General features: G+C 72.5%; 19 protein-coding genes. 14 read left to right on the top strand and 5 right to left on the bottom strand.

Annotation, left to right across the window (positions count from 1 at the left end):
• Positions 1 to 58: 58 nt before the first annotated feature.
• The 11 genes from ACWCQ1_RS15050 (at position 59) to ACWCQ1_RS15000 (ending at position 11,913) form a co-directional block, all read left to right on the top strand.
• Entirely contained in the window at positions 59 to 1,525 is a 1,467-nt protein-coding gene (locus ACWCQ1_RS15050; RefSeq protein ID WP_358598258.1) for an MFS transporter, read from the top strand.
• Between the two features lie 70 nt (positions 1,526 to 1,595).
• Positions 1,596 to 2,009 carry a DUF3151 domain-containing protein gene (locus tag ACWCQ1_RS15045; RefSeq protein ID WP_133044168.1) on the top strand — a complete coding sequence of 138 codons (414 nt, stop codon included), beginning with the start codon at positions 1,596 to 1,598 and terminating at the stop codon, positions 2,007 to 2,009.
• 150 nt (positions 2,010 to 2,159) lie between these two features.
• Positions 2,160 to 2,999: a tryptophan 2,3-dioxygenase family protein gene (locus tag ACWCQ1_RS15040; RefSeq protein WP_358598255.1), complete on the top strand. Its 840-nt coding sequence runs from the start codon at positions 2,160 to 2,162 to the stop codon at positions 2,997 to 2,999.
• A complete protein-coding gene (gene kynU / locus ACWCQ1_RS15035) occupies positions 2,992 to 4,188 on the top strand; it encodes a kynureninase (protein WP_358598252.1) in 1,197 nt (398 codons plus the stop codon). The genes ACWCQ1_RS15040 and kynU overlap by 8 nt, the downstream gene beginning before the upstream one ends.
• 174 nt (positions 4,189 to 4,362) lie before the next feature.
• Positions 4,363 to 5,253: an alpha/beta hydrolase family protein gene (locus ACWCQ1_RS15030; RefSeq protein WP_451026637.1), complete on the top strand. Its 891-nt coding sequence runs from the start codon at positions 4,363 to 4,365 to the stop codon at positions 5,251 to 5,253.
• A 198-nt stretch (positions 5,254 to 5,451) separates the two neighbouring features.
• Positions 5,452 to 6,480 (top strand): alpha/beta hydrolase, encoded by a 1,029-nt coding sequence (locus ACWCQ1_RS15025; protein ID WP_451026636.1) that lies wholly within the window; start codon positions 5,452 to 5,454, stop codon positions 6,478 to 6,480.
• Positions 6,473 to 7,732 (top strand): acyltransferase family protein, encoded by a 1,260-nt coding sequence (locus tag ACWCQ1_RS15020; RefSeq protein ID WP_358598243.1) that lies wholly within the window; start codon positions 6,473 to 6,475, stop codon positions 7,730 to 7,732. The genes ACWCQ1_RS15025 and ACWCQ1_RS15020 overlap by 8 nt, the downstream gene beginning before the upstream one ends.
• Positions 7,733 to 7,742: 10 nt before the next feature.
• Complete coding sequence (locus tag ACWCQ1_RS15015) at positions 7,743 to 9,113, top strand: sensor histidine kinase (protein ID WP_451026635.1); 1,371 nt, start codon at positions 7,743 to 7,745, stop codon at positions 9,111 to 9,113.
• The gene (locus tag ACWCQ1_RS15010) at positions 9,110 to 9,784 is read left to right on the top strand and encodes a response regulator transcription factor (RefSeq protein WP_133044175.1); all 675 of its coding nucleotides are present in this window, start codon (positions 9,110 to 9,112) and stop codon (positions 9,782 to 9,784) included. The genes ACWCQ1_RS15015 and ACWCQ1_RS15010 overlap by 4 nt, the downstream gene beginning before the upstream one ends.
• Before the next feature lie 96 nt (positions 9,785 to 9,880).
• Positions 9,881 to 11,251, top strand: a complete 1,371-nt coding sequence (locus ACWCQ1_RS15005) for a sensor histidine kinase (protein WP_358598233.1) — start codon at positions 9,881 to 9,883, stop codon at positions 11,249 to 11,251.
• The gene (locus ACWCQ1_RS15000) at positions 11,248 to 11,913 is read left to right on the top strand and encodes a response regulator (RefSeq protein ID WP_133044177.1); all 666 of its coding nucleotides are present in this window, start codon (positions 11,248 to 11,250) and stop codon (positions 11,911 to 11,913) included. The genes ACWCQ1_RS15005 and ACWCQ1_RS15000 overlap by 4 nt, the downstream gene beginning before the upstream one ends.
• Here the strand turns inward: ACWCQ1_RS15000 and ACWCQ1_RS14995 are convergent.
• The gene (locus ACWCQ1_RS14995; RefSeq protein ID WP_133044178.1) at positions 11,910 to 12,344 is read right to left on the bottom strand and encodes an SRPBCC family protein; all 435 of its coding nucleotides are present in this window, start codon (positions 12,342 to 12,344) and stop codon (positions 11,910 to 11,912) included. The two genes, ACWCQ1_RS15000 and ACWCQ1_RS14995, sit on opposite strands and share 4 nt — an antisense overlap.
• A gap of 109 nt (positions 12,345 to 12,453) precedes the next feature.
• Here ACWCQ1_RS14995 and ACWCQ1_RS14990 point away from each other — a divergent pair, with 109 nt between their 5' ends.
• Complete coding sequence (locus tag ACWCQ1_RS14990) at positions 12,454 to 13,182, top strand: TetR/AcrR family transcriptional regulator (RefSeq protein ID WP_451026634.1); 729 nt, start codon at positions 12,454 to 12,456, stop codon at positions 13,180 to 13,182.
• A gap of 9 nt (positions 13,183 to 13,191) precedes the next feature.
• Positions 13,192 to 14,394: a cytochrome P450 gene (locus ACWCQ1_RS14985; RefSeq protein ID WP_358598224.1), complete on the top strand. Its 1,203-nt coding sequence runs from the start codon at positions 13,192 to 13,194 to the stop codon at positions 14,392 to 14,394.
• On the opposite strand, the gene ACWCQ1_RS14980 is transcribed toward ACWCQ1_RS14985, so the two are convergent.
• The 3 genes from ACWCQ1_RS14980 to ACWCQ1_RS14970 are packed head-to-tail and all read right to left on the bottom strand — an operon-like array spanning position 14,384 to position 17,080.
• Complete coding sequence (locus ACWCQ1_RS14980; protein ID WP_358598221.1) at positions 14,384 to 14,602, bottom strand: hypothetical protein; 219 nt, start codon at positions 14,600 to 14,602, stop codon at positions 14,384 to 14,386. The two genes, ACWCQ1_RS14985 and ACWCQ1_RS14980, sit on opposite strands and share 11 nt — an antisense overlap.
• 25 nt (positions 14,603 to 14,627) lie before the next feature.
• On the bottom strand, positions 14,628 to 16,196 hold the full coding sequence (locus ACWCQ1_RS14975; protein ID WP_451026633.1) for an ABC transporter permease: 1,569 nt from the start codon (positions 16,194 to 16,196) through the stop codon (positions 14,628 to 14,630).
• Positions 16,193 to 17,080, bottom strand: a complete 888-nt coding sequence (locus ACWCQ1_RS14970; RefSeq protein WP_451026632.1) for an ABC transporter ATP-binding protein — start codon at positions 17,078 to 17,080, stop codon at positions 16,193 to 16,195. The genes ACWCQ1_RS14975 and ACWCQ1_RS14970 overlap by 4 nt, the downstream gene beginning before the upstream one ends.
• Before the next feature lie 74 nt (positions 17,081 to 17,154).
• Between ACWCQ1_RS14970 and ACWCQ1_RS14965 the strand changes: the two genes are divergently transcribed.
• Complete coding sequence (locus ACWCQ1_RS14965) at positions 17,155 to 17,646, top strand: MarR family transcriptional regulator (protein WP_133044185.1); 492 nt, start codon at positions 17,155 to 17,157, stop codon at positions 17,644 to 17,646.
• Between the two features lie 94 nt (positions 17,647 to 17,740).
• Here the strand turns inward: ACWCQ1_RS14965 and ACWCQ1_RS14960 are convergent, their stop codons facing one another.
• Positions 17,741 to 19,252 (bottom strand): APC family permease, encoded by a 1,512-nt coding sequence (locus ACWCQ1_RS14960; protein WP_358598209.1) that lies wholly within the window; start codon positions 19,250 to 19,252, stop codon positions 17,741 to 17,743.
• Between the last annotated feature and the right edge of the window lie 5 nt (positions 19,253 to 19,257).

Genomic DNA, 19,257 nt, shown 5'->3' with positions numbered 1-19,257 from the left:
GCTTCACACGGAGCCCGGTGCCTGTCGGAAGGCGCCGGGCTCGCTGTATACCTGGGGCATGCCCGACGTCCGGCTGGCCTCACCCCAGGGCAGATGGATCCTGCTCACCACCGTCCTCGGCTCCAGCATGGCGATGCTGGACTCGACCGTCGTCAACGTCGCCCTCCCGCGCATCGGCCGTGATCTCGGCGCCGATCTCGCCGCGCTGCAGTGGACCGTCAACGCGTACATGCTCACGCTGGCCGGGCTGATCCTGCTCGGCGGCAGCCTCGGCGACCGCTACGGCCGCCGCAAGATCTTCGTGCTCGGTGTCGTCTGGTTCGCCGCCGCGTCCCTGCTGTGCGGGCTCGCGCCGAACGCCGGGGTGCTCATCGCCGCCCGTGCCCTCCAGGGGGTCGGCGGGGCGCTGCTCACGCCCGGTTCCCTCGCGCTGATCCAGGCGTCCTTCCACCCCGACGACCGGGGGCGGGCCGTGGGCCTGTGGTCCGGGTTCGGGGGCATCGGCGCGGCCGTCGGGCCGTTCCTGGGCGGCTGGCTGGTGGCCGGGCCCGGCTGGCGCTGGGTGTTCCTGCTCAACGTCCCGCTGGCCCTGCTGTGCGCGCCCATCGCCGTACGGCACGTGCCCGACTCCGCGGACGGCCGTGCGCACGGCCGTTTCGACATCCTGGGCGCCTTCCTCGGAGCGCTCTCGCTCGCCCTCGTCACCTACGCCCTGATCGAGGCCCGGCAGGGCTCCCTGATCGTCGCCGTCACGGCGGTCGCCGGTGTCCTCGCGGGCGTCGCCTTCGTGTACGTCGAGAAGCGGCGCCCGGACCCGATGATGCCGCTGGACATCTTCGCCTCCCGCCAGTTCACGGCCGTCAACCTGGTCACGCTGTGCGTGTACGCGGCCTTCGGCGGCTATTTCTTCCTCACCGCCCTCCAGCTCCAGGTCGCCCTCGGCTGGTCGCCGCTCGCCGCGGGTACGGCCCTGCTGCCGACGACGGCCATGATGCTGCTGTTCTCGGCCCGCTCCGGCGCCCTGGCCGACCGGATCGGACCGCGCATCCCGCTCACCGTCGGCCCGCTGCTGTGCGCGACCGGCATGCTGCTGATGCTGCGGGTCGGCCCGGGCTCCTCCTACGTGGCCGACGTCCTGCCCGCCCTGCTGGTGCAGGGCACCGGCATGGTCGCCCTGGTCGCGCCGCTGACCGCGACCGTCCTGGCCTCGGTGGACACCGCGCGGGCGGGGCTGGCCAGCGGCATCAACAACGCGGCGGCCCGCGCGGCGGGTCTGATCGCGGTGGCCGCGCTGCCGCTGCTCGCCGGGATGGGCCCCGAGGCCTACCGCTCCCCGGACGCCTTCAACACCGCCTTCCACCGCGCGATGCTCCTGTGCGCCGGCGTACTGGTCGTGGCCTCGGCAGTGGCCTTCACGACCGTACGCCCCCTCCCCCCCGACTGCCGCCGCCCGGAATGCCGCACCCACGGGGGCGTGGCGGCTCCACCACTGGAGGGGGGTCGCGCAGCCAAGCGCATCTCCTGAGCCGGGCTGGTGAGTCGGTACGTGGGCGGGGCCGTGCTCTGGCTGAGGGGGATGGAGGAGACTGGGTGCCATGGCCATTCACGAGAACCTTCTCGGGGGACCGCCCCCGACTCACCTTCCCGACGACCCCGCGCCGCGTGAGCTGCTGGCGAACGGGACGCCGCCCGCGGACGTGGCGGCGAAGTACCCGACGTCCTCGCTGGCCTGGGCCCAGCTGGCCGACGAGGCGTTCGAGCGGGGCAGTGTCGTGGAGTCGTACGCCTACGCCCGTACCGGCTACCACCGCGGCCTGGACGCCCTGCGGCGCAGCGGCTGGAAGGGGCACGGCCCGGTGCCGTGGGAGCACGAGCCGAACCGCGGCTTCCTGCGCGCCCTGCACGCCCTCGCCCGCGCGGCCGGCGCGATCGGCGAGCAGGAGGAGTACGAGCGCTGCACCCAGTTCCTGAAGGACTCCTCCCCGACGGCGGCCCAGACCCTCGGGTGACCCGTCCCTCCCAGGCCCGCCCGTCCGGTGTGACGAGGCGGGCCTTGCGATGCCGGGGGGCATTGAAAAGAATGCGGGTGGGGACCGGGGCCCCCGTGTCGGTAACGGCAGGGGCGGACCGCTACCCGGAGAACATCACAGGAGACCGCGATGTCCCACGAGGCTCACGAGACCCAGGAGCCAGAGACCCCGCATCTCGACTTCGCCGGCACGACGCCGTACGAGGACTACGTCAAGGCGGACGTGCTCACCCATCTCCAGCACACCCTCTCCGACGACCCCGGAGAGATGGTCTTCCTGGTCACGACCCAGGTCATGGAGCTGTGGTTCACCGTCATCGTCCATGAATGGGAGACGGCGGCGCGCGCCCTGCGTTCGGACGACGTGCCGACCGCGATCGCCGCGCTGAAGCGTTCCGTGCGGGAACTGGAGGCGCTGAACGCCTCCTGGAAGCCGCTCGGCCAGCTCACCCCCGCCCAGTTCAACTCCTACCGTTCCGCCCTCGGCGAGGGCTCCGGGTTCCAGTCGGCGATGTACCGCCGCATGGAGTTCCTGCTCGGCGATAAGTCCGCGTCCATGCTGGTCCCGCACCGTGGCGCGCCCCGAGTCCACGCGGAACTGGAGAAGGCGCTGCATGAGCCGAGCCTGTACGACGAGGTGCTGCGGCTGCTCGCCCGGCGCGGGCACGCGATCCCCGAGGCGGTGCTGCGGCGCGACGTCTCGCGGCGCTACGAGCCCTCGGAGGAGGTCGAGGCGGTCTGGACCGCGCTCTACGCGGGCGACGAGAGCGCCGAACTCGCCCGTCTCGGCGAGGCGTTGACCGATGTCGCCGAACTGGTGTGGCGATGGCGCAACGACCACCTGGTCGCCACGCGCCGCGCCATGGGTTCCAAGGCGGGCACGGGCGGCTCGGCCGGGGTGGCCTGGCTGGAGAAGCGGGCGCAGAAGAACGTGTTCCCCGAGCTGTGGACGGCGCGGTCACATGTCTGAGCTCGCAGTGCGCGCGGAGAAACTGGACGCCGCCGACGAACTGGCCGCGGTGCGCGGCGAGTTCGTCCTCGACGAGGTCGTCTACCTGGACGGCAACTCGCTCGGCGCGCTGCCCGCGGCCGTCCCGGGCCGGGTCGACGACGTCGTACGACGCCAGTGGGGCTCGCTCAGGATCCGGTCCTGGGACGAGAGCGGCTGGTGGACGGCGCCGGAGCGGATCGGCGACCGGATCGCCCCCCTGGTGGGGGCGGCGGCCGGACAGATCGTGGTCGGCGACTCGACAAGTGTCAACGTTTTCAAGGCACTTGTGGGCGCGGTGCGCCTGGCGCGGTCGGCGGGGGAGGGGCGGGACGAGATCGTCGTCGACGCGACCACCTTCCCGACCGACGGCTACATAGCCGAGTCCGCGGCCCGGCTGACGGGCTGCACACTGCGCCCGGTGGCTCCGGGGCAGGTGCCGGGCGTGCTCTCGGACCGTACGGCCGCCGTGCTGCTCAACCACGTCGACTACCGCACGGGCCGGCTGCACGACCTGCCCTCCCTCACGGCGGCGGTGCACGCGGTGGGCGCGGTCAGCGTGTGGGACCTGTGCCACAGCGCGGGCGCGCTGCCGGTCGGCCTGGACCGGCATGGGGTGGACCTGGCGGTCGGGTGCACGTACAAGTACCTCAACGGCGGCCCCGGTTCACCGGCGTATCTCTACGTCCGCCGTGACCTCCAGAACCGCTTCGACTCCCCGCTGCCGGGCTGGAACTCGCACGCCGAGCCCTTCGGCATGCGCCCGGACTACGAACCGGCGCCGGGCGCGCTGCGGGGCCGCGTCGGCACCCCGGACATCCTGTCCATGCTGGCCCTGGAGGCGGCGCTGGACGTCTGGGACGGAGTCCCGGTCGAGGCGGTACGCGCCAAGTCCCTCGCCCTGACGGACTTCTTCCTGGAGTGCGTGGAGGAGTACGTGCCGGCGGGGCTCGTGGAATCACTGACCCCGGTCGCGCACGAGGAGCGCGGCAGCCAGGTCGCACTGCGCTGTGCGGACGCCGGGGACGTCATGAAACGGCTGATCGAGCGGGGTGTGGTCGGCGACTTCCGGCACCCGGACGTCCTGCGCTTCGGCTTCACACCGCTGTACGTCTCCTTCGCGGACGTGGAGCGGGCGGCCCGGGTGCTGGGACAGACACTGGGGAGCTAGCCGGCGCGGGTGAGCGGGTGAGCGGGTGAGGGGGAAATGGTCCGACAGAACCGTTTTCCCCTCACCCAGCGTGACATCCGCGTGTCGGCGCACGTCACCGGCCTGGTACCGTCCCGGCCAACGGCCGGTTCCCCACCGGGCCCTGACTCCGTTACATCGCTGAGAGGTTGGAGCATGCCGGACGACGCCGCAGCAGCCCGTGCCGCCGCCGAGGAGGAGTCGGCGTTCTCGCACCCGGCGGTCGACCCCGACTCCATCGCCGGGTACGGGGACCACCCCGACCAGCTGATCGACTTCTACGCCCCGCGGGGCGGGACGGGGGCGGGGGCGCCCGTTCCGCTGGTCGTCGTCCTGCACGGGGGCGCTTGGCGGGCGCCGTACGACCGGCGGCACATCTCGCCGTTCGCGGCCTTCCTGGCCCGGCGGGGGTTCGCGGTGGCGAGCGTGGAGTACCGGCGGGGAGACGGGACCGGGACCTCGGGGCGATCCAACTCCCCTGCGGTGGCCGGGCGTTGGCCCGACACCTTCGACGATGTCTCGGCGGCCCTGGACGCGCTGCCGGCCCTCACCCGGCGGGCGCTGCCGCAGGCCGACCCGCGCCGCATGGTGCTCACCGGGCACTCGGCGGGCGGCCACCTCGCCCTGTGGGCGGCGGCCCGCCATGTCCTGCCGCCGGACACGCCCTGGCGCACCGCCGCCCCCGCCGCGCTCCGCGGTGTGGTGGCCCTGGCGCCCATCGCCGACTTGGAGGTGGCCGACAAGCTGGACGTCTGCTCCGGTTCCGCGCGCCAACTCCTGGGTGGCGACGACAAGTTCGCCGAACGCCGCCCGTACGCCGACCCGGCGCTGCTGCTGCCCACCGGTATCGCCACGACGCTGGTCCAGGGGCGGAGCGACCTCGTCGTACCGCAGGCGGTCGCCGAGTCGTACGCGGACGCGGCGGCGAAGGCCGGCGAGGTGGTGGGCCTCACGCTCCTGGAGGACGTCGGCCACTTCCCCCTCATCGACCCGGCGGCGGACGCCTGCGCGGTGGTGGCGGAGGAGATCGCCCAACTGGCCTTCTGAGTACAGGAGATCGCCCGGCTCGCCTTCCGGGTGGAGGAGATCGCCCGGCTCGCCTTCCGGCCGCCCCTCACATACCCGTAGTACCTGAGAGCTACTCCGTAGGACAGCTCCCGGGCGGGACGCCGACGACAACCCCGCGTCCGTAACTTCCCAACCAGCCAAGCCCGATGACCGGGCGAACTGGGAGGGGAGACGACGATGGGGCGAGCGGTGGGGGAGCGGGAGGCGGTGGCCGGGGGCGGCACCCGGCGAGCGCGGGCGGGCGGATCCAGATGGCGCCGCGCCGCCCTCGCCGCCCTCGTCGCGGCCGCCGTGGTCCTCCCGCTCTCCGGTGCGGCCCGCCCCGCGATCCCCGCGCCGCCGCCCGCCGTCCTCGCCCCCCTGACCCCCGCCACCCTGGCCTCGGCGTACGCGGCGAACCGTGTTGACGCCGCCCGGGCCGCCGGGATGGCCGAGGCCCACGGTGACCGCGCCCGCGCCGCCACCGACCGCGCTCTGGCCGCCCCGACCAGCCGTCTGCTGCACTTCGACGGGCGGGGTCCCGGCCAGGTCACCGAGGTCCTCGGCGACCTCGCTCATGCGACCAGGGTCGCCGTCCTGGTCCCGGGTTCCGACACCTCCCTCGACACCTACGGCCGCTTCCGCGCCACGGCGTCGGCCCTGCACCAGCGCATCACCCACGAGACCCCGCCCGGCACCCGCACCGCGGTGGTCGCCTGGCTCGGTTACCGGACCCCCGCGACGATCAGCACGACCGTCCTCACCACGGGCCGGGCCGAGCAAGCCGCCCCCGAGCTGCGCGCCGTCCTCCGTGAACTCCGCGCCGCGGCGGGCGGGAAGCCGGGGATCTCCCTGCTCTGCCACTCCTACGGCTCGGTCGTCTGCGCCGCGGCCGCCCCCCGGCTGGCCGGGCTCGGCGTGACCGACATCGCCCTGGTGGGCAGCCCGGGCACCGGACGCGGCTCGGCGCGGGCCCTGCGGACGACGGCCCGGATCTGGGCGGCACGCGGCAGCGACGACTGGATCGCGGACGTACCGCACGTCAGCACCACCCTCTTCGGCACGACCGTCGGTTTCGGCACCGACCCCGTGTCCCCGGCCTTCGGCGCCCGGGTCTTCGCGGCGGGCAGCGGCGGCCACGGCGACTACTTCGCCCCGGGCTCGGTCTCCCTGGCCAACCTCGCCCGGATCGTCCTCGGCGAGACGGGGGAGGTGACCCATGCGTGAGGCGGGGAGCACGGAACACAGCGTCCGTCAGGTGCCGGGCCGGCACCGCGTCCGGACCGCGGTACGACGCTCGGCCGCCCGCGTCGAGGCCGCCACCCCGCCCGACCGCGACCGGGCCGTGGACGCCCTGCGCGCCTTCGCCGTCCTCGGTGTCGTCCTGGGCCACTGGCTGGTCACCGCCCTCGTGGCGGACGGCGCCGCCCTGCACACCAGCAGCCCGCTGCAGCGGATGCCCTGGCTCGCCCCGATCTCCTGGGCCTTCCAGACCCTCTCGGTGTTCTTCCTGGTCGGCGGGCATGTGGCGACCCGCGGCTACACCTCGGCCCGCGCCAAGGGGACGTCGTACCGCCGTTGGCTTCTCGCCCGGCTGGTGCGGCTGTTCCGGCCCGTCGCCGCCGTGCTCGTCCTCTGGACGGTCGTCACGACCGCCCTGCTCCTGACCGGCACTCCGTTCGACACGGTCCGCACCCTCGCCAAACTCGCGCTGTCGCCCCTGTGGTTCCTCGTCGTGTTCGCCGCCCTCACCGCGGCGACTCCCTGGCTCACCCGGCTCAACCCCCTGTGGCCGCTGGCCGTCGTCCTCCATGTGGACCTACTCCGTTTCGGCCTCGGCGCTCCGCAGAGCCTCGGCTGGGTGAACCTGGCGGCCGGCTGGCTGGTGCCGTACACCCTCGGCGCGGCCTGGACCCGCGGCGAACTGGACCGCCCCCGCGCCGGCTGGATCCTCTTCACCGGCGGTACGGCGGCGACGGCGGCCCTGGTCGTCCTCGCGCACTACCCGGCCTCGATGGTCGGCGTCCCGGGCGCGTCCGTCTCCAACCTCAACCCGCCGACGCTGGCCGCGGTGACCTTCGGTCTGGCCCAGTGCGGGCCGGCGCTGCTGCTGCGCGACCGGCTGCGCGGAGCGATGCGACGGCCCCTGGCCTGGGCGGCGGTGGCCTTCGTGAACCTGTCCGCGATGACGATCTTCCTGTGGCACCAGACGGCCATGATGGCGACGACGGCCACCGGCCTGCTCGTGGGCCGCCTGCCCGGCCTGCACACCCGTCCCGACGGTCTCGGCTGGGTGGCGGCCCGGCTCGCCTGGCTCCCGGTGTTCGCCCTGGCCCTGACCGTCTGCTGGCTCGCCTTTCGCTCCTACGAGCACGGGCGCCCCGGCGAGCGCGTACGGCGGACGGTGCGAGGTTCACGCGTCGTCCGATCGCATCGGCCGCCGGACCGGCCGTCCGAAGCGGGGGCCCGTCGTGTTTAAGGCGGTCCGGGTGACGCAAAAGGGCGTCCGGCGGGTGTTCGGGGGCCGGGTCCTCGACGGGTTGCGGACCCTGCGCGAGGACCTGTGGACCGTCCGCGCGGACCCGTTGCCGCCCTCCACACGGCTGCGCCGGCTGCCGCACACCGTGCTGTGCGTGGCGGCCTTCGGGATCACGCTGGGCGGCACGGCCCAGTTGACGGACAACGGCAGTCAGGGCCTCGGGTCCGGCTTCCTGACGGCTCTCGCGCAGGGCGGCGCCGTGGTCGTCGCCCTGCGGCGGCCGATCCCGGCGTGGTGGCTGTCGACGGGGGCCACGCTGGTGAGCGCCCTGATGATCCACGCCCGGCTGGGCGTGCCGCCCGGGTCCGAGGTCACCTGTCCGTGGACCACGGCCGGGATCCTCGCGCAGCTGCTGGTGCTGCTGCTGCTCGCGCTGCGGGTGCGGACCCGGGTGGCCGCCGAGGCACTCGGGCTGACGGTGCTGGTCACCTACTTCCTGGAGAGCGTGTGGGGCGGTGACGTCGCGCGTCCCACCGGCGTCCTCGCCCTCGCCCTGTTCACGGTCGTCGTGGTGCTCGGCACAGCGCTGCGCGGCCGCCGCGAGGCCCGCGTGGAGCTCGGCCGGCAGACCACGCTGACCGCGGAGGAGCGGGCCCGGCGGACCCTGCTGGAGGAGCGCAGCCGTATCGCGCGCGAACTGCACGACGTGGTCGCCCACCACATGTCCGTCATCTCCATCCAGGCCCAGGTCGCCCCGCACCTGGTGGCGGACCCGCCCCCGGAGCTCAGGGAGAACCTGGAGGGCATCCGGCAGAACGCGCTCGAGGCGCTGACCGAACTGCGCAGGGTCCTGGGCGTCCTGCGCTCGGAGGGCCCCGGTGCGGACGCCCCCGACGACGCGGGCGCCGATCCGCACAGCCCGCAGCCCGATCTGGAGCGGCTGGGCGCACTGGTGGAGAACACCCGCGCGGCCGGACTGAGGGTGACCCTCCGGACGGTCGGCGCACGCCGGTCCCTGCCGTCGGGCGTGCAGCTGTCGGCGTACCGGATCGTGCAGGAGGCGCTGAGCAACGCCCTGCGGCACGCGCCGGGAGCGAGCGCCCGTGTCGACGTCGAGTACGTTCCCTACGGACTGCGGGTGCGGATCGTCAACTCCCGTCCCCAACGCGCCGCTCCCGCCTCGCCGGGCGCGGGGCACGGTCTGCTCGGCATGCGGGAGCGGGTCGCCATGCTGGGTGGCGACCTGCGGACGGGCCCCGAGCCCGACGGCGGCTACCAGGTCAGCGCGTTCATTCCGGTCGCCGCGCTCGCCGAAGGCAGCGAGGACGGCCCGGACGACGTCCTCCCGTTCCCCGACCCCCAGAAGGACGACAGCGCATGACGAGCAGTCCCATCCGTGTGCTCATCGCCGACGACCAGCAGATGGTGCGGCAGGGCTTCTCCGTGCTGCTGGGCGCCCAGCCCGGCATCGAGGTGGTCGGCCAGGCGGTGGACGGCCTCGACGCCGTGGCCCAGGTCGCCGAACTCACCCCGCATGTCGTCCTGATGGACATCCGCATGCCCGAACTGGGCGGCATCGAGGCCACCCGCCGCATCACCGGCGAACGCCCGGACATCAAGGTGCTGGTGCTCACCACCTTCGACCTCGACGAGTACGTGTACGAGGCGCTGCGGGCCGGCGCCTCCGGGTTCCTGCTCAAGGACGCGTCCGCGGACAAGCTCGCGGAGGCGGTACGGGTGGTGGCGGCGGGCGACGCCCTGCTCGCGCCCGGCATCACCCGGCGGCTGATCGCCCAGTTCTCCCAGCTGGACGGCAGGCCCCGCGCCCCGCTCAAGGACCGGGTCGGCGACCTGACCGAGCGGGAGACGGAGGTGCTGGCGCTGATCGCGCAGGGGTTGTCGAACGCGGAGATCGCCGTGCGGCTGGTGGTCGCCGAGCAGACCGTGAAGACGCATGTGGGCCGCATCCTGGTGAAGCTGGGCCTGAGGGACCGTACGCAGGCGGCGGTGTTCGCGTACGAGTCGGGGCTGGTGCGGCCGGCGGGCTACTGACCCGGAGCTGAGACGGCCGTAGTACCTGAGAGGGAGGCCGAAGGACCCTCCTCACTGGTGACGACCGCGCCCCCGGCCCGCGCCTACCTTTTGAGCGTGACCGAGACGACCCACACGCAGCCGCTGCCGCCGGACCCGCCGGACAGCTCGTTCGAGCCCTACAAGCCGCGCAGCCCCGAGGTGCGGGCGGCCGCGGACGCCCTGCGCGGGCTGCGGCAGGACCTGTTCAAAGGCGCCTTCGCCTACCGCCCGCTGCCCCGCCTGGGCGCGGACAGCCGGCTCGTGCGCGGGCTGCCGGGCCGGTGGCGGGAGTACGCGACCTGGACTCCGCACGCCCTGGTCATCGCGGCCGCGGCCCTCGTGCTGCTCATCGCCGCCAACAGCGACGACAGCGGCGCGGGCGTCAACGTGGTCCTCGGCCTGGTCACCATGGCCCCGGTCCTGCTGTCGGCGATGCGGCCCGTCGCCGCGTTCTGGCTGTCGATGGCCGTGTCCCTGTTCGCCGCGGTGTGGACGGGCGGCTGGGACGACGACTGGCCGTGGCTGCCGGGCAACTTCGTCGCCCACCTGGTGGTGCTGACCGTCGTGGCGATACGCACCCGGCCGCGCACGGCGGCATGGATGTGGCTGCTCACGGCGGTCTACGGCGCCGCGTCGGAGAGTTTCCTCGAGGGCGGGCACTACATGCCCTCGAACACCATGGAGATGCTGTTCCTCTCCGCCCTGGTCCTGCTCGCCGTCACCGTCTGGCACATCCGCCGCCAGGCCCGGCAGGAGGTGGACGCCCAGCAGACGGTGACCGCCCACGAGCGCTCCCGGCGCACGCTCCTGGAGGAGCGCACCACGATCGCCCGCGAGCTGCACGACGTGGTCGCGCACCACATGTCGGTCGTCGCCATTCAGGCGGAGGCCGCCCCTTACCGGGTGGAGAATCCGCCGCCGGAGCTGGAGAAGGCTTTCGCGACCATCCGGGAGAACGCGGTGGCGGCGCTGACCGAACTGCGCCGGGTGCTGGGCGTCGTACGCGCCGAGGACTACGAGGCCCCGGACGCCCCGCAGCCCACGCTCGCCGACCTCGACGGTCTGCTCGCCAACGTGCGCGAGGCGGGACTGACCGTCGACAAGACGGTCACCGGAGCGGTACGCGAACTCCCACAGGGCGTCGAGCTGTCGGCGTACCGCATCGTGCAGGAGGCGCTGAGCAACACCCTGCGGCACGCGCCCGGCGCGGAGGCGAAGGTGGAGGTGTCGTACGTGCTCGGCGGGCTCGGCCTGCGGGTCGTGAACGCCCCGCCGCCCGAGCCGTCGCTGGTCAAGCCCTCACCCGGCGCGGGGCACGGCATCACCGGTATGCGGGAGCGGGTCTCCATGCTGAACGGCGAGATGACGGCGGGCCGGACGGACGAGGGTGGCTATGAGGTGACGGTGTTCCTGCCCGTCGCCACCGTGAGTGAAGGGGACGCATGACCATCCGCGTACTGATCGCGGACGACCAGATGATGGTGCGCGAGGGCTTCTCGGTCCTGCTGAACGCGATGCCGGACATCGAGGTCGTGGGGGAGGCGGTCAACGGCCGTGAGGCGGTGGACCGCGTCCGCGAACTCTCCCCCGACGTGGTCCTGATGGACATCCGCATGCCCGAACTGAACGGGATCGAGGCGACCCGGGAGATCGTGGCCTCCGACACCACGGCGAAGGTCCTGGTCCTGACGACCTTCGACCTCGACGAGTACGTGTACCAGGCGCTGCGGGCGGGAGCCTCCGGCTTCCTCCTCAAGGACGCCTCGGCCCGCCAACTCGCCGACGGTGTACGGGTGGTGGCGTCGGGCGAGGCGCTGCTGGCCCCCTCGGTGACGAAGCGACTGATCACCGAGTTCTCGAAGCTCTCGGGCACCCCGCGCCCGATGCAGTCCGCGATGACGGCCTACGGCGACCTCACCGACCGGGAGACGGAGGTCCTGGTCCTCATCGCCCAGGGCCTGTCGAACGCGGAGATCGCCGAGCGCCTGGTGGTCGCCGAGTCCACGATCAAGACCCACGTCAGCCGCGTCCTGGTGAAGCTGGGCCTGAGGGACCGCACCCAGGCTGCGGTGTTCGCGTACGAGGCACGGCTGGTGACGCCGGGTTAGTCGAGCCGGTCGAGGACGGCGGGCAGGCCCTTGTCGAGCATCCTGGTCCGGACGCTGCCGAGGATCCTCGCCATGAGGAAGCCTCCGGCGCCGGTGAAGCCGGTGTGGTCGTAGGTGAAGCGGGTTCCGCCGGCGTGCGGCTGGAGGCGGTAGGCGACCTCGGTCACCTCACCGCCGCCCTCGTCCTGCCAGGAGTACCGCAGCAGCGAGGGCTCCCGGACCTCCAGCACCTCGCACACCACGACGCCGCTCCAGCCCGGCTTCGGCCTGGCGACGAACCGGAACGCCGTGCCCGGCACGGTCGCGAACCCCTCCGGCCGCGCACCCGCCCCGGTGGCCGTCCACTGCGGGATCACGTCGGGATCGGTGACCGCCCGCCAGACCTTCCGGGGCGGGTGGGGGTAGTCGCGGACGATGTGGATGGCACTCATGGGGGCTCCTCAGACCGATCCGGACTCGGTGACCTCGTATCTACAGTCACTGAAAAATTACTGTAGCAGTAAAAATAACAATTGGAGTGGGGCCCTCTAAGCTCCAGTCATGAGCACGCGCACTGTGGACTGGACGGCGTTGCGCCGCCGGGAGGAGGAGCCGGCCGGGGAGGGGCTGCGGGAGCGCAAGAAGCGGCAGCTGCGGCAGCGGCTGTCGGACACGGCCACCGAGATGTTCCTGGAGCGGGGCTTCGACGCGGTACGGGTGGCCGAGATCGCCGAGGCCTGCGGAGTCTCGGAGAAGACGGTGTTCAACCACTTCCCGACGAAGGAGTCACTGGTCCTGGACCTGGGGGCGAGCACCCTCGACTCCCTGCGGACCGTTCTGCCCGACCCGGCCCGCTCACCGGTCGAGGCCGTCCTGGAGATCCTCTCCGCCGAACTGGCCGCCCTCACCTCCTGGCTGGCCGCGCAGCAGGACCCGGCGGAGGCGAAGGCGGCCCTGCTGCGCTTCGCCGCGCTCACCAGGTCCACTCCGTCGCTGCGCGCCTACCACCACGACATGACGGACCAGCAGGTCACCGTCGCCGCCGAGATCCTGGCCCACCGCACGGGCACGACCCCGGACGCCCCCGAACCCCGGATCGCCGCGTCCGCGCTGCTGGCCCTGTGGCCGCTGCAGTTCCAGTCGCTGCACCGCCATCTGAACCGCACCGAGACACCGGAGCAGCTGTACGGCGAGGTGACGGCCGACGTCCACCGCGCGGCCCGCCTGCTCGACACGGGTCTGCGCTCGCTGTGGGAACCCCCCTGGTCAGAGGCCGGTGCCCCGGGTTAGCGTCCCCGCATGGCAGCCTTCGACCCCTGGGACCCGGCGTTCGTCGCCGACCCCTACCCCGCCTATGCCGAACTCCGTGCCAAGGGCCGTGTGCGGTACTTCGAGCCCACGAACCAGTGGCTCGTCCCGCACCACGCGGACGTCTCGGCGCTGCTGCGGGAGCGGCGGCTCGGGCGGACGTATCTGCACCGGTTCGACCACGAGGACTTCGGCCGCACCCCGCCTCCGGCCGAGCACGAGCCGTTCCACACGCTCAACGACCACGGCATGCTCGATCTCGAACCGCCGGACCACACCCGGATCCGCCGGCTCGTGTCGAAGGCGTTCACACCGAGGACGGTCGAGCAGCTCAAGCCGTACGTGAGCGAGCTCGCCGGGGATCTGGTGGACCGGCTCGTCGAGAAGGGCGGCGGCGATCTCCTCACCGATGTCGCCGAGCCGCTCCCCGTCGCCGTCATCGCCCAGATGCTGGGCATCCCGGAGGCGGACCGGGCCCCGCTGAGGCCCTGGTCGGCGGACATCTGCGGGATGTACGAGCTGAACCCGTCCGAGGAGACGGCACGCAGGGCCGTCCAGGCCTCCGTGGAGTTCTCGGACTATCTGCGCGAGCTCATCGCCGAGCGGCGCGAGGAGCCCGGCGACGATCTCATCTCCGGTCTCATCGCCGCCCATGACGAGGGCGACCGGCTTACCGAGCAGGAGATGATCTCCACCGCCGTGCTGCTCCTCAACGCCGGTCACGAGGCGACCGTCAACGCCACGGTCAACGGCTGGTACGCCCTGTTCCGCAACCCCGCCCAGCTGGCGGCCCTGCGCGCCGACCACTCCCTGATCCCGTCCGCGATCGAGGAGTTGATGCGGTACGACACCCCGCTCCAGCTCTTCGAACGCTGGGTGCTGGACGACATCGAGATCGACGGGACGACCATTCCGCGCGGCGCCGAGATCGCGATGCTCTTCGGCTCCGCCAACCACGACCCCGAGGTCTTCCGCGACCCCGAGCGGCTCGACCTCACCCGCGCGGAGAACCCGCACATCTCCTTCTCCGCCGGCATCCACTACTGCATCGGCGCGCCGCTCGCCCGTATCGAGCTGGCCGCCTCGATGACGGCCCTCCTGGAGAAGGCCCCCACCCTGAGCCTCGCCCAGGAGCCCGTGCGCAAGCCCAACTTCGTGATCCGCGGGCTCCAGGGCCTCGACGTCACGGTCTGATAGGGCGCACCAGGGCCCAGAGCCCGAGCGCGACGGCGGTCCCGGCCAGGACCGCCAGCGGCAGCTCGGCGTAGAGCACCCTCCAGTCCGGGGCCCGCTCGAAGCGCCAGAGTCGGGCTCGGACGTCCACGGCCCACACCGCGAGCCCCGCGCCCGCGCCGAGGGCCGCGGTCAGACAGCCCGCGGCGGCCTGCGTACGTTGTCCCATGCCCGGGAGGGACGTGCGCAGGCCGTCAGGTGGTCAGGTCCCGCCTCCGCAGTCCCGCCAGCCCGACGGCCACCAGCACGGCGGCCACCGCGAGCAGCGCCAGCACCGGACCCCACTCCATCGAACCGCCCGGCAGCTTCGGCAGATGCCCGAACGGTGACACGTCCAGCACCGCCTGCGGTACGTCCAGTGCCGGTCCGACCCAGCCGATCAGCACCGCCGCCCCCGCGACCCCCCATGCCGCCACGGCCGCCCGGGGCAGGAGTCCGAACAGCAGCACCGCCACCCCGCCGATCACCCAGACCGCGGAGACCTGTACCAGGCACGCGCCCAGGACGGGCCCGACCTGGTGGCCGTAGCCGACGGCGAAGCCCAGTCCGGCCAGGAGCATGATCAGAACGGCGCCTCCGAAGGCGATCGTCAGATGGCCGGCGGCCCACCGCAGCCGGCCCACCGCGTTCGCGAGCACCGGTTCCGCGCGCCCCGAGGTCTCCTCACCGCTGAGCCGCAGCACCGAGGCGACGACGTACAGCGCGGCCACCAGCCCCAGCATCCCGGTCATCGAGGCGAGGAACGCGTCCGTGATGCCGCTCTTCCCGCCCATCCGCTCGAAGATCTCCCGGGCCCGCTGGTTGTCGCCGACCAGGTCGGCCACGCCGTCCGTGAGGCCGCCGTAGACCACCCCGGCCAGGAAGAAGCCGATCGACCAGCCGAGGACACTTCCTCGCTGCAGCCGCCAGGCCAGCGCGGCCGCGGTTCCGAGCCGTCCCGTCGCCGGTCCCGGCCGCGTCGGCAGGAAACTCATGCCCACGTCACGGCGGCCCGCCAGCGCGTACGCCACCGCGCCCTGCGCCACCACCGCCGCCGCGAACAGCCCCAGCACCCACCAGCGTTCGCCGGCGAAGGCCCGCAGGTTCTCCAGCCAGCCCAGGGGCGACACCCAGGTCCACGCCGAGGAGCCGTCCGTCCGCGCCGCGTCGCCCGCCGCGCGCAGCACGAACGCGGCGCCCAGCAGCCCGGCCGTCAGGCCCCGCGCGAGCCGCGCGCTCTCCGTCACCTGCGCGACGATCGCCGCCAGCGTCGCGAAGACCATGCCGACGCCCGCCAGCCCGAGGCCGAAGGCGAGCGCACCCGTGGCGCCCTGTCCTGCCAGCCCCGCCGCCACCAGCAGACCGAGCACGCAGCTCGGGACGGCCGCCGCGAGCAGTGCCGCCGTCAGCGAGGCGCGGCGGCCCACGGCGCCGGAGGCGATGAGTTCCTGCCGGCCGCTCTCCTCCTCGTCCCGGGTGTGCCGTACGACGACCAGCACAGCGGTGACGGCGGCGAGCGCGCCCGCGTAGACGCCGACGCGCCAGGCGGTCAGCGCGCCCAGGTCCGTACCGAAGGCCGGGCCGATCAGCGCGCGGAAGGAGGAGTTGGTGGCGACCTGGTGCAGCAGATCGACGCGCTCGGCCTCGGTGCCGTACAGCCCCTTGAGCGTGTTCGGCATGGACATGACCATCAGGGCGTTGATCGCCACCCACACCGGGATCATCACCCGGTCGCGGCGCAGCGAGAACCGCAGCAGCGTGCCCGTGCCGGCGAGGGAGGTCATGACGCCTCCTGGTAGTGGCGCAGGAACAGTTCCTCCAGCGTGGGGGGAGTGGAGGTCAGCGACCGCACGCCGGATTCCGTCAACGACCTGAGGACGGCGTCGAGTTTGTCCGTGTCGACCTGGAGCCGGACCCGGCGGCCCTGGACGTCGAGGTCGTGCACCCCGGGCAGCCGCCCCAACCCGTCGGGGGCGCCCGCGAGTTCGGCCGTGACGCTGGTCCGGGTCAGATGGCGCAGGTCGGCCAGGGAGCCCGTCTCGACGGTACGGCCCTTGCGGATGATGCTGACCCGGTCGCACAACTCCTCGACCTCGCTGAGGATGTGGGAGGAGAGCAGGATCGTCCGGCCGCGCTCCCGCTCCTCCTCCACGCAGCGCTGGAAGACCTCCTCCATCAGCGGGTCCAGTCCCGAGGTCGGCTCGTCCAGGATCAGCGGGTCGACGTCCGAGGCGAACGCGGCGACCAGGGCGACCTTCTGCCGGTTGCCCTTGGAGTAGGCGCGGCCCTTCTTGGTCGGGTCCAGCTCGAAGCGCTCGATCAGATCGGCGCGACGGGCCGGGTCGAGGCCGCCGCGCAGGCGGCCGTAGAGGTCGATGACCTCGCCGCCGGAGAGGTTGCGCCACAGGGTCACGTCCCCGGGGACGTACGCGATCCGGCGGTGCACCTCCACCGCGTCCTGCCACGGGTCGCGGCCCAGCACCTGCGCGGCGCCGGAGTCGGCGCGCAGCAGGCCGAGCAGGACGCGGATGGTGGTGGACTTCCCGGCGCCGTTCGGGCCGAGGAAGCCGTGCACCTCGCCGGCCTCGACCTCCAGGTCCAGGCCGTCCAGGGCGTGGGTACGGCCGAAGGACTTGTGCAGCCCGGCGACCGTGATTGCCTTCGTCATGGTTCAGAACGTACGCTTCTTTCAGAAATTTGTGAAGGTGCGGAAGTCTTCGAAGCCCGGTTAGGGTGGTGACCATGACGGACGAGGTGGGGCGGGACGCGGAGGCGGTCTCGAAGTTCGTGGAGAGCTTCGCCGCGCAGCTCGTCGAGGCGGGGATGCAGCGCATGCCGGCCCGGGTCTTCGCGGCGCTGCTCTCCTCCGACGCGGGGGTGATGACCTCGTCCGAACTGGGTGAACAGCTGCGGATCAGCCCGGCGGCGGTGTCGGGGGCGGTGCGCTACCTGACGATGACCCACATGGTCTCGCGCGAGCGGGAGCCGGGGTCGCGGCGGGAGCGGTACCGGGTGCACGGCGACCAGTGGTACGAGGCGCTCACCAACCGCGAGGCCATCATCAAGCGCTGGGAGGGCGCCCTGCGCGAGGGCGTGAACAGCCTGGGCCCCGACACCCCGGCCGGCCGCCGCATGGCCGAGACCCTCGCCTTCTTCGAGTTCGTCGAGAGCGAGGTCGCGGAGATGATGGAGCGGTGGCGGGTGCACCGGGAGAAGCGGTTCGGGTCGGGCTGAGCCGCGAGGGTCGGACGTGGCTCTCCGACTGACCGGCCGGAAGCCCGCGCCCGTCACCTCTTCCAGAGGGTGACGGGCACGGGTGTGGCCGGGGCTACCGCTCCCTGGTCTCCTCCAGGACCGTCCGCCCGAGCAGGGCGTACCGCTCGGGGGAGCGTCGTTTGAGGTACTGGGCGTAGCCGACACCGGTCGCCGCGACCAGGGCGACCAGCCACGGTGTCGCCTTCAGCAGCGGCGAGCCGGACTCGGAGCCGGCCGCGACATCCATGTTGGAGACCAGGAGCAGCACCACCGCGAGCATCGCGACGCCGCCGACGAGTGGTGCGGTGAAGGTCCTGAACCAGTGCCGGCTCTCGGGGTGGTGGCCGCGGAAGTAGACCAGCACCGCGAACGAGCACACCGCCTGCACGATCAGGATCGCCATCGTGCCGAGGATGGCGAGCAGGACGTAGAGGGCGTTGGCAGGGTCCTTGCTCGTCAGCCAGAACCCGACGATCAGCACCGCGCTGACCCCCGTCTGCACCAGGCCCGCGATGTGCGGGGAGCCGTGCCGGGCATGGGTGCGGCCGATGGTGTTCCGCAGGGAGGGGAGCACGCCTTCGCGGCCCAGGGCGTACATGTAGCGGGAGGCGCAGTTGTGGAAGGCCATGCCGCAGGCGAGCGAGCCCGTGATCATCAGCCACTGCATGAGGTCGACCGCCCAGTGACCGACGTAGCGCTCGGTGGGGTTGAAGAACAGCGCGAGCGGGTTCGCCGACGAGGCGACCTTGACGGCTTCCGTCTCTCCGTTGCCGATGATGGCCATCCAGGAGACGAAGACGTAGAAGACACCGACGCCCAGCACGCTGATCATCGTCGCCTTGGGGATGATCTTCTTCGGGTCGCGGGACTCCTCGCCGTACATCGCCGTCGATTCGAAGCCGACCCACGACCAGAAGGCGAAGAACAGGCCGAGTCCCGCGGACGTGCCCTTGAACGCGTTGACCGGGTTGACCGGGCCGAAGGTGAAGCCGTGCGGGCCGCCGCCGTGCAGCGCGACCGAGATCGCCATCGCGGCGAGCACGGTCACCTCGGTGCCGAGCAGGACCACGAGGAGCTTCTCGGCGACCGAGACGCCGAACCAGGTGCCCGTCGCGTTGACGGCGAGCATCACCAGCGCGAAGGCCCACCACGGGATGTCAAGTCCCGTCTGGTCCTTGAGGGTTCCGGTGGCGAAGGTCGAGAAGATGCCGATCAGCGCCGGCTCGAACACGGCGTAGGCGAAGGTCGCGAGCAGCCCCGATGCCAGCCCCGCGGTGCGGCCGAGGCCGTAGGAGATGAAGCCGTAGAAGGCGCCGGTGGAGGTGATGTGCTGGGCCATCGACGTGAAGCCGACGGAAAAGATTGCCAGGACGACCATTGCGACCACATAACTGGCCGGTGCGCCGATGCCGTTGCCGGACGACACCATGAAGGGCACGTTGCCGGTCATCGCGGTGATCGGCGCGGCGGTCGCGACGGCCATGAAGACCACGCCCAGGAGGCCCACGGCATTGGGTTTCAGTCGGTGAACCGTCTCCGTGCCGGCCGTCTTCGCCGCCGGGGCGAGTCCTTCGTCCACTGCCATCGGGT

This window comes from Streptomyces sp. NPDC002144, from assembly GCF_053593695.1.
The sequence above is the reverse complement of the archived record's forward strand: the minus strand, read 5'-3'. Positions and strand labels throughout refer to the sequence as shown.

Bases quoted from the DNA above. Each gene is read 5' to 3' on its own strand.
- ACWCQ1_RS14965 (WP_133044185.1), top strand. From the start codon at position 17,155: ATGACGGACGAGGTGGGGCGGGACGCGGAGGCGGTCTCGAAGTTCGTG.
- ACWCQ1_RS15030 (WP_451026637.1), top strand. From the start codon at position 4,363: ATGCCGGACGACGCCGCAGCAGCCCGTGCCGCCGCCGAGGAGGAGTCG.
- ACWCQ1_RS15050 (WP_358598258.1), top strand. From the start codon at position 59: ATGCCCGACGTCCGGCTGGCCTCACCCCAGGGCAGATGGATCCTGCTC.
- ACWCQ1_RS14985 (WP_358598224.1), top strand. From the start codon at position 13,192: ATGGCAGCCTTCGACCCCTGGGACCCGGCGTTCGTCGCCGACCCCTAC.
- ACWCQ1_RS15020 (WP_358598243.1), top strand. From the start codon at position 6,473: ATGCGTGAGGCGGGGAGCACGGAACACAGCGTCCGTCAGGTGCCGGGC.
- ACWCQ1_RS14970 (WP_451026632.1), bottom strand. From the start codon at position 17,080: ATGACGAAGGCAATCACGGTCGCCGGGCTGCACAAGTCCTTCGGCCGT.
- ACWCQ1_RS14975 (WP_451026633.1), bottom strand. From the start codon at position 16,196: ATGACCTCCCTCGCCGGCACGGGCACGCTGCTGCGGTTCTCGCTGCGC.
- ACWCQ1_RS14995 (WP_133044178.1), bottom strand. From the start codon at position 12,344: ATGAGTGCCATCCACATCGTCCGCGACTACCCCCACCCGCCCCGGAAG.
- ACWCQ1_RS15000 (WP_133044177.1), top strand. From the start codon at position 11,248: ATGACCATCCGCGTACTGATCGCGGACGACCAGATGATGGTGCGCGAG.
- ACWCQ1_RS15010 (WP_133044175.1), top strand. From the start codon at position 9,110: ATGACGAGCAGTCCCATCCGTGTGCTCATCGCCGACGACCAGCAGATG.
- ACWCQ1_RS14980 (WP_358598221.1), bottom strand. From the start codon at position 14,602: ATGGGACAACGTACGCAGGCCGCCGCGGGCTGTCTGACCGCGGCCCTC.
- ACWCQ1_RS14960 (WP_358598209.1), bottom strand. From the start codon at position 19,252: ATGGCAGTGGACGAAGGACTCGCCCCGGCGGCGAAGACGGCCGGCACG.
- ACWCQ1_RS15040 (WP_358598255.1), top strand. From the start codon at position 2,160: ATGTCCCACGAGGCTCACGAGACCCAGGAGCCAGAGACCCCGCATCTC.
- kynU (WP_358598252.1), top strand. From the start codon at position 2,992: ATGTCTGAGCTCGCAGTGCGCGCGGAGAAACTGGACGCCGCCGACGAA.
- ACWCQ1_RS15025 (WP_451026636.1), top strand. From the start codon at position 5,452: ATGGGGCGAGCGGTGGGGGAGCGGGAGGCGGTGGCCGGGGGCGGCACC.
- ACWCQ1_RS14990 (WP_451026634.1), top strand. From the start codon at position 12,454: ATGAGCACGCGCACTGTGGACTGGACGGCGTTGCGCCGCCGGGAGGAG.
- ACWCQ1_RS15045 (WP_133044168.1), top strand. From the start codon at position 1,596: ATGGCCATTCACGAGAACCTTCTCGGGGGACCGCCCCCGACTCACCTT.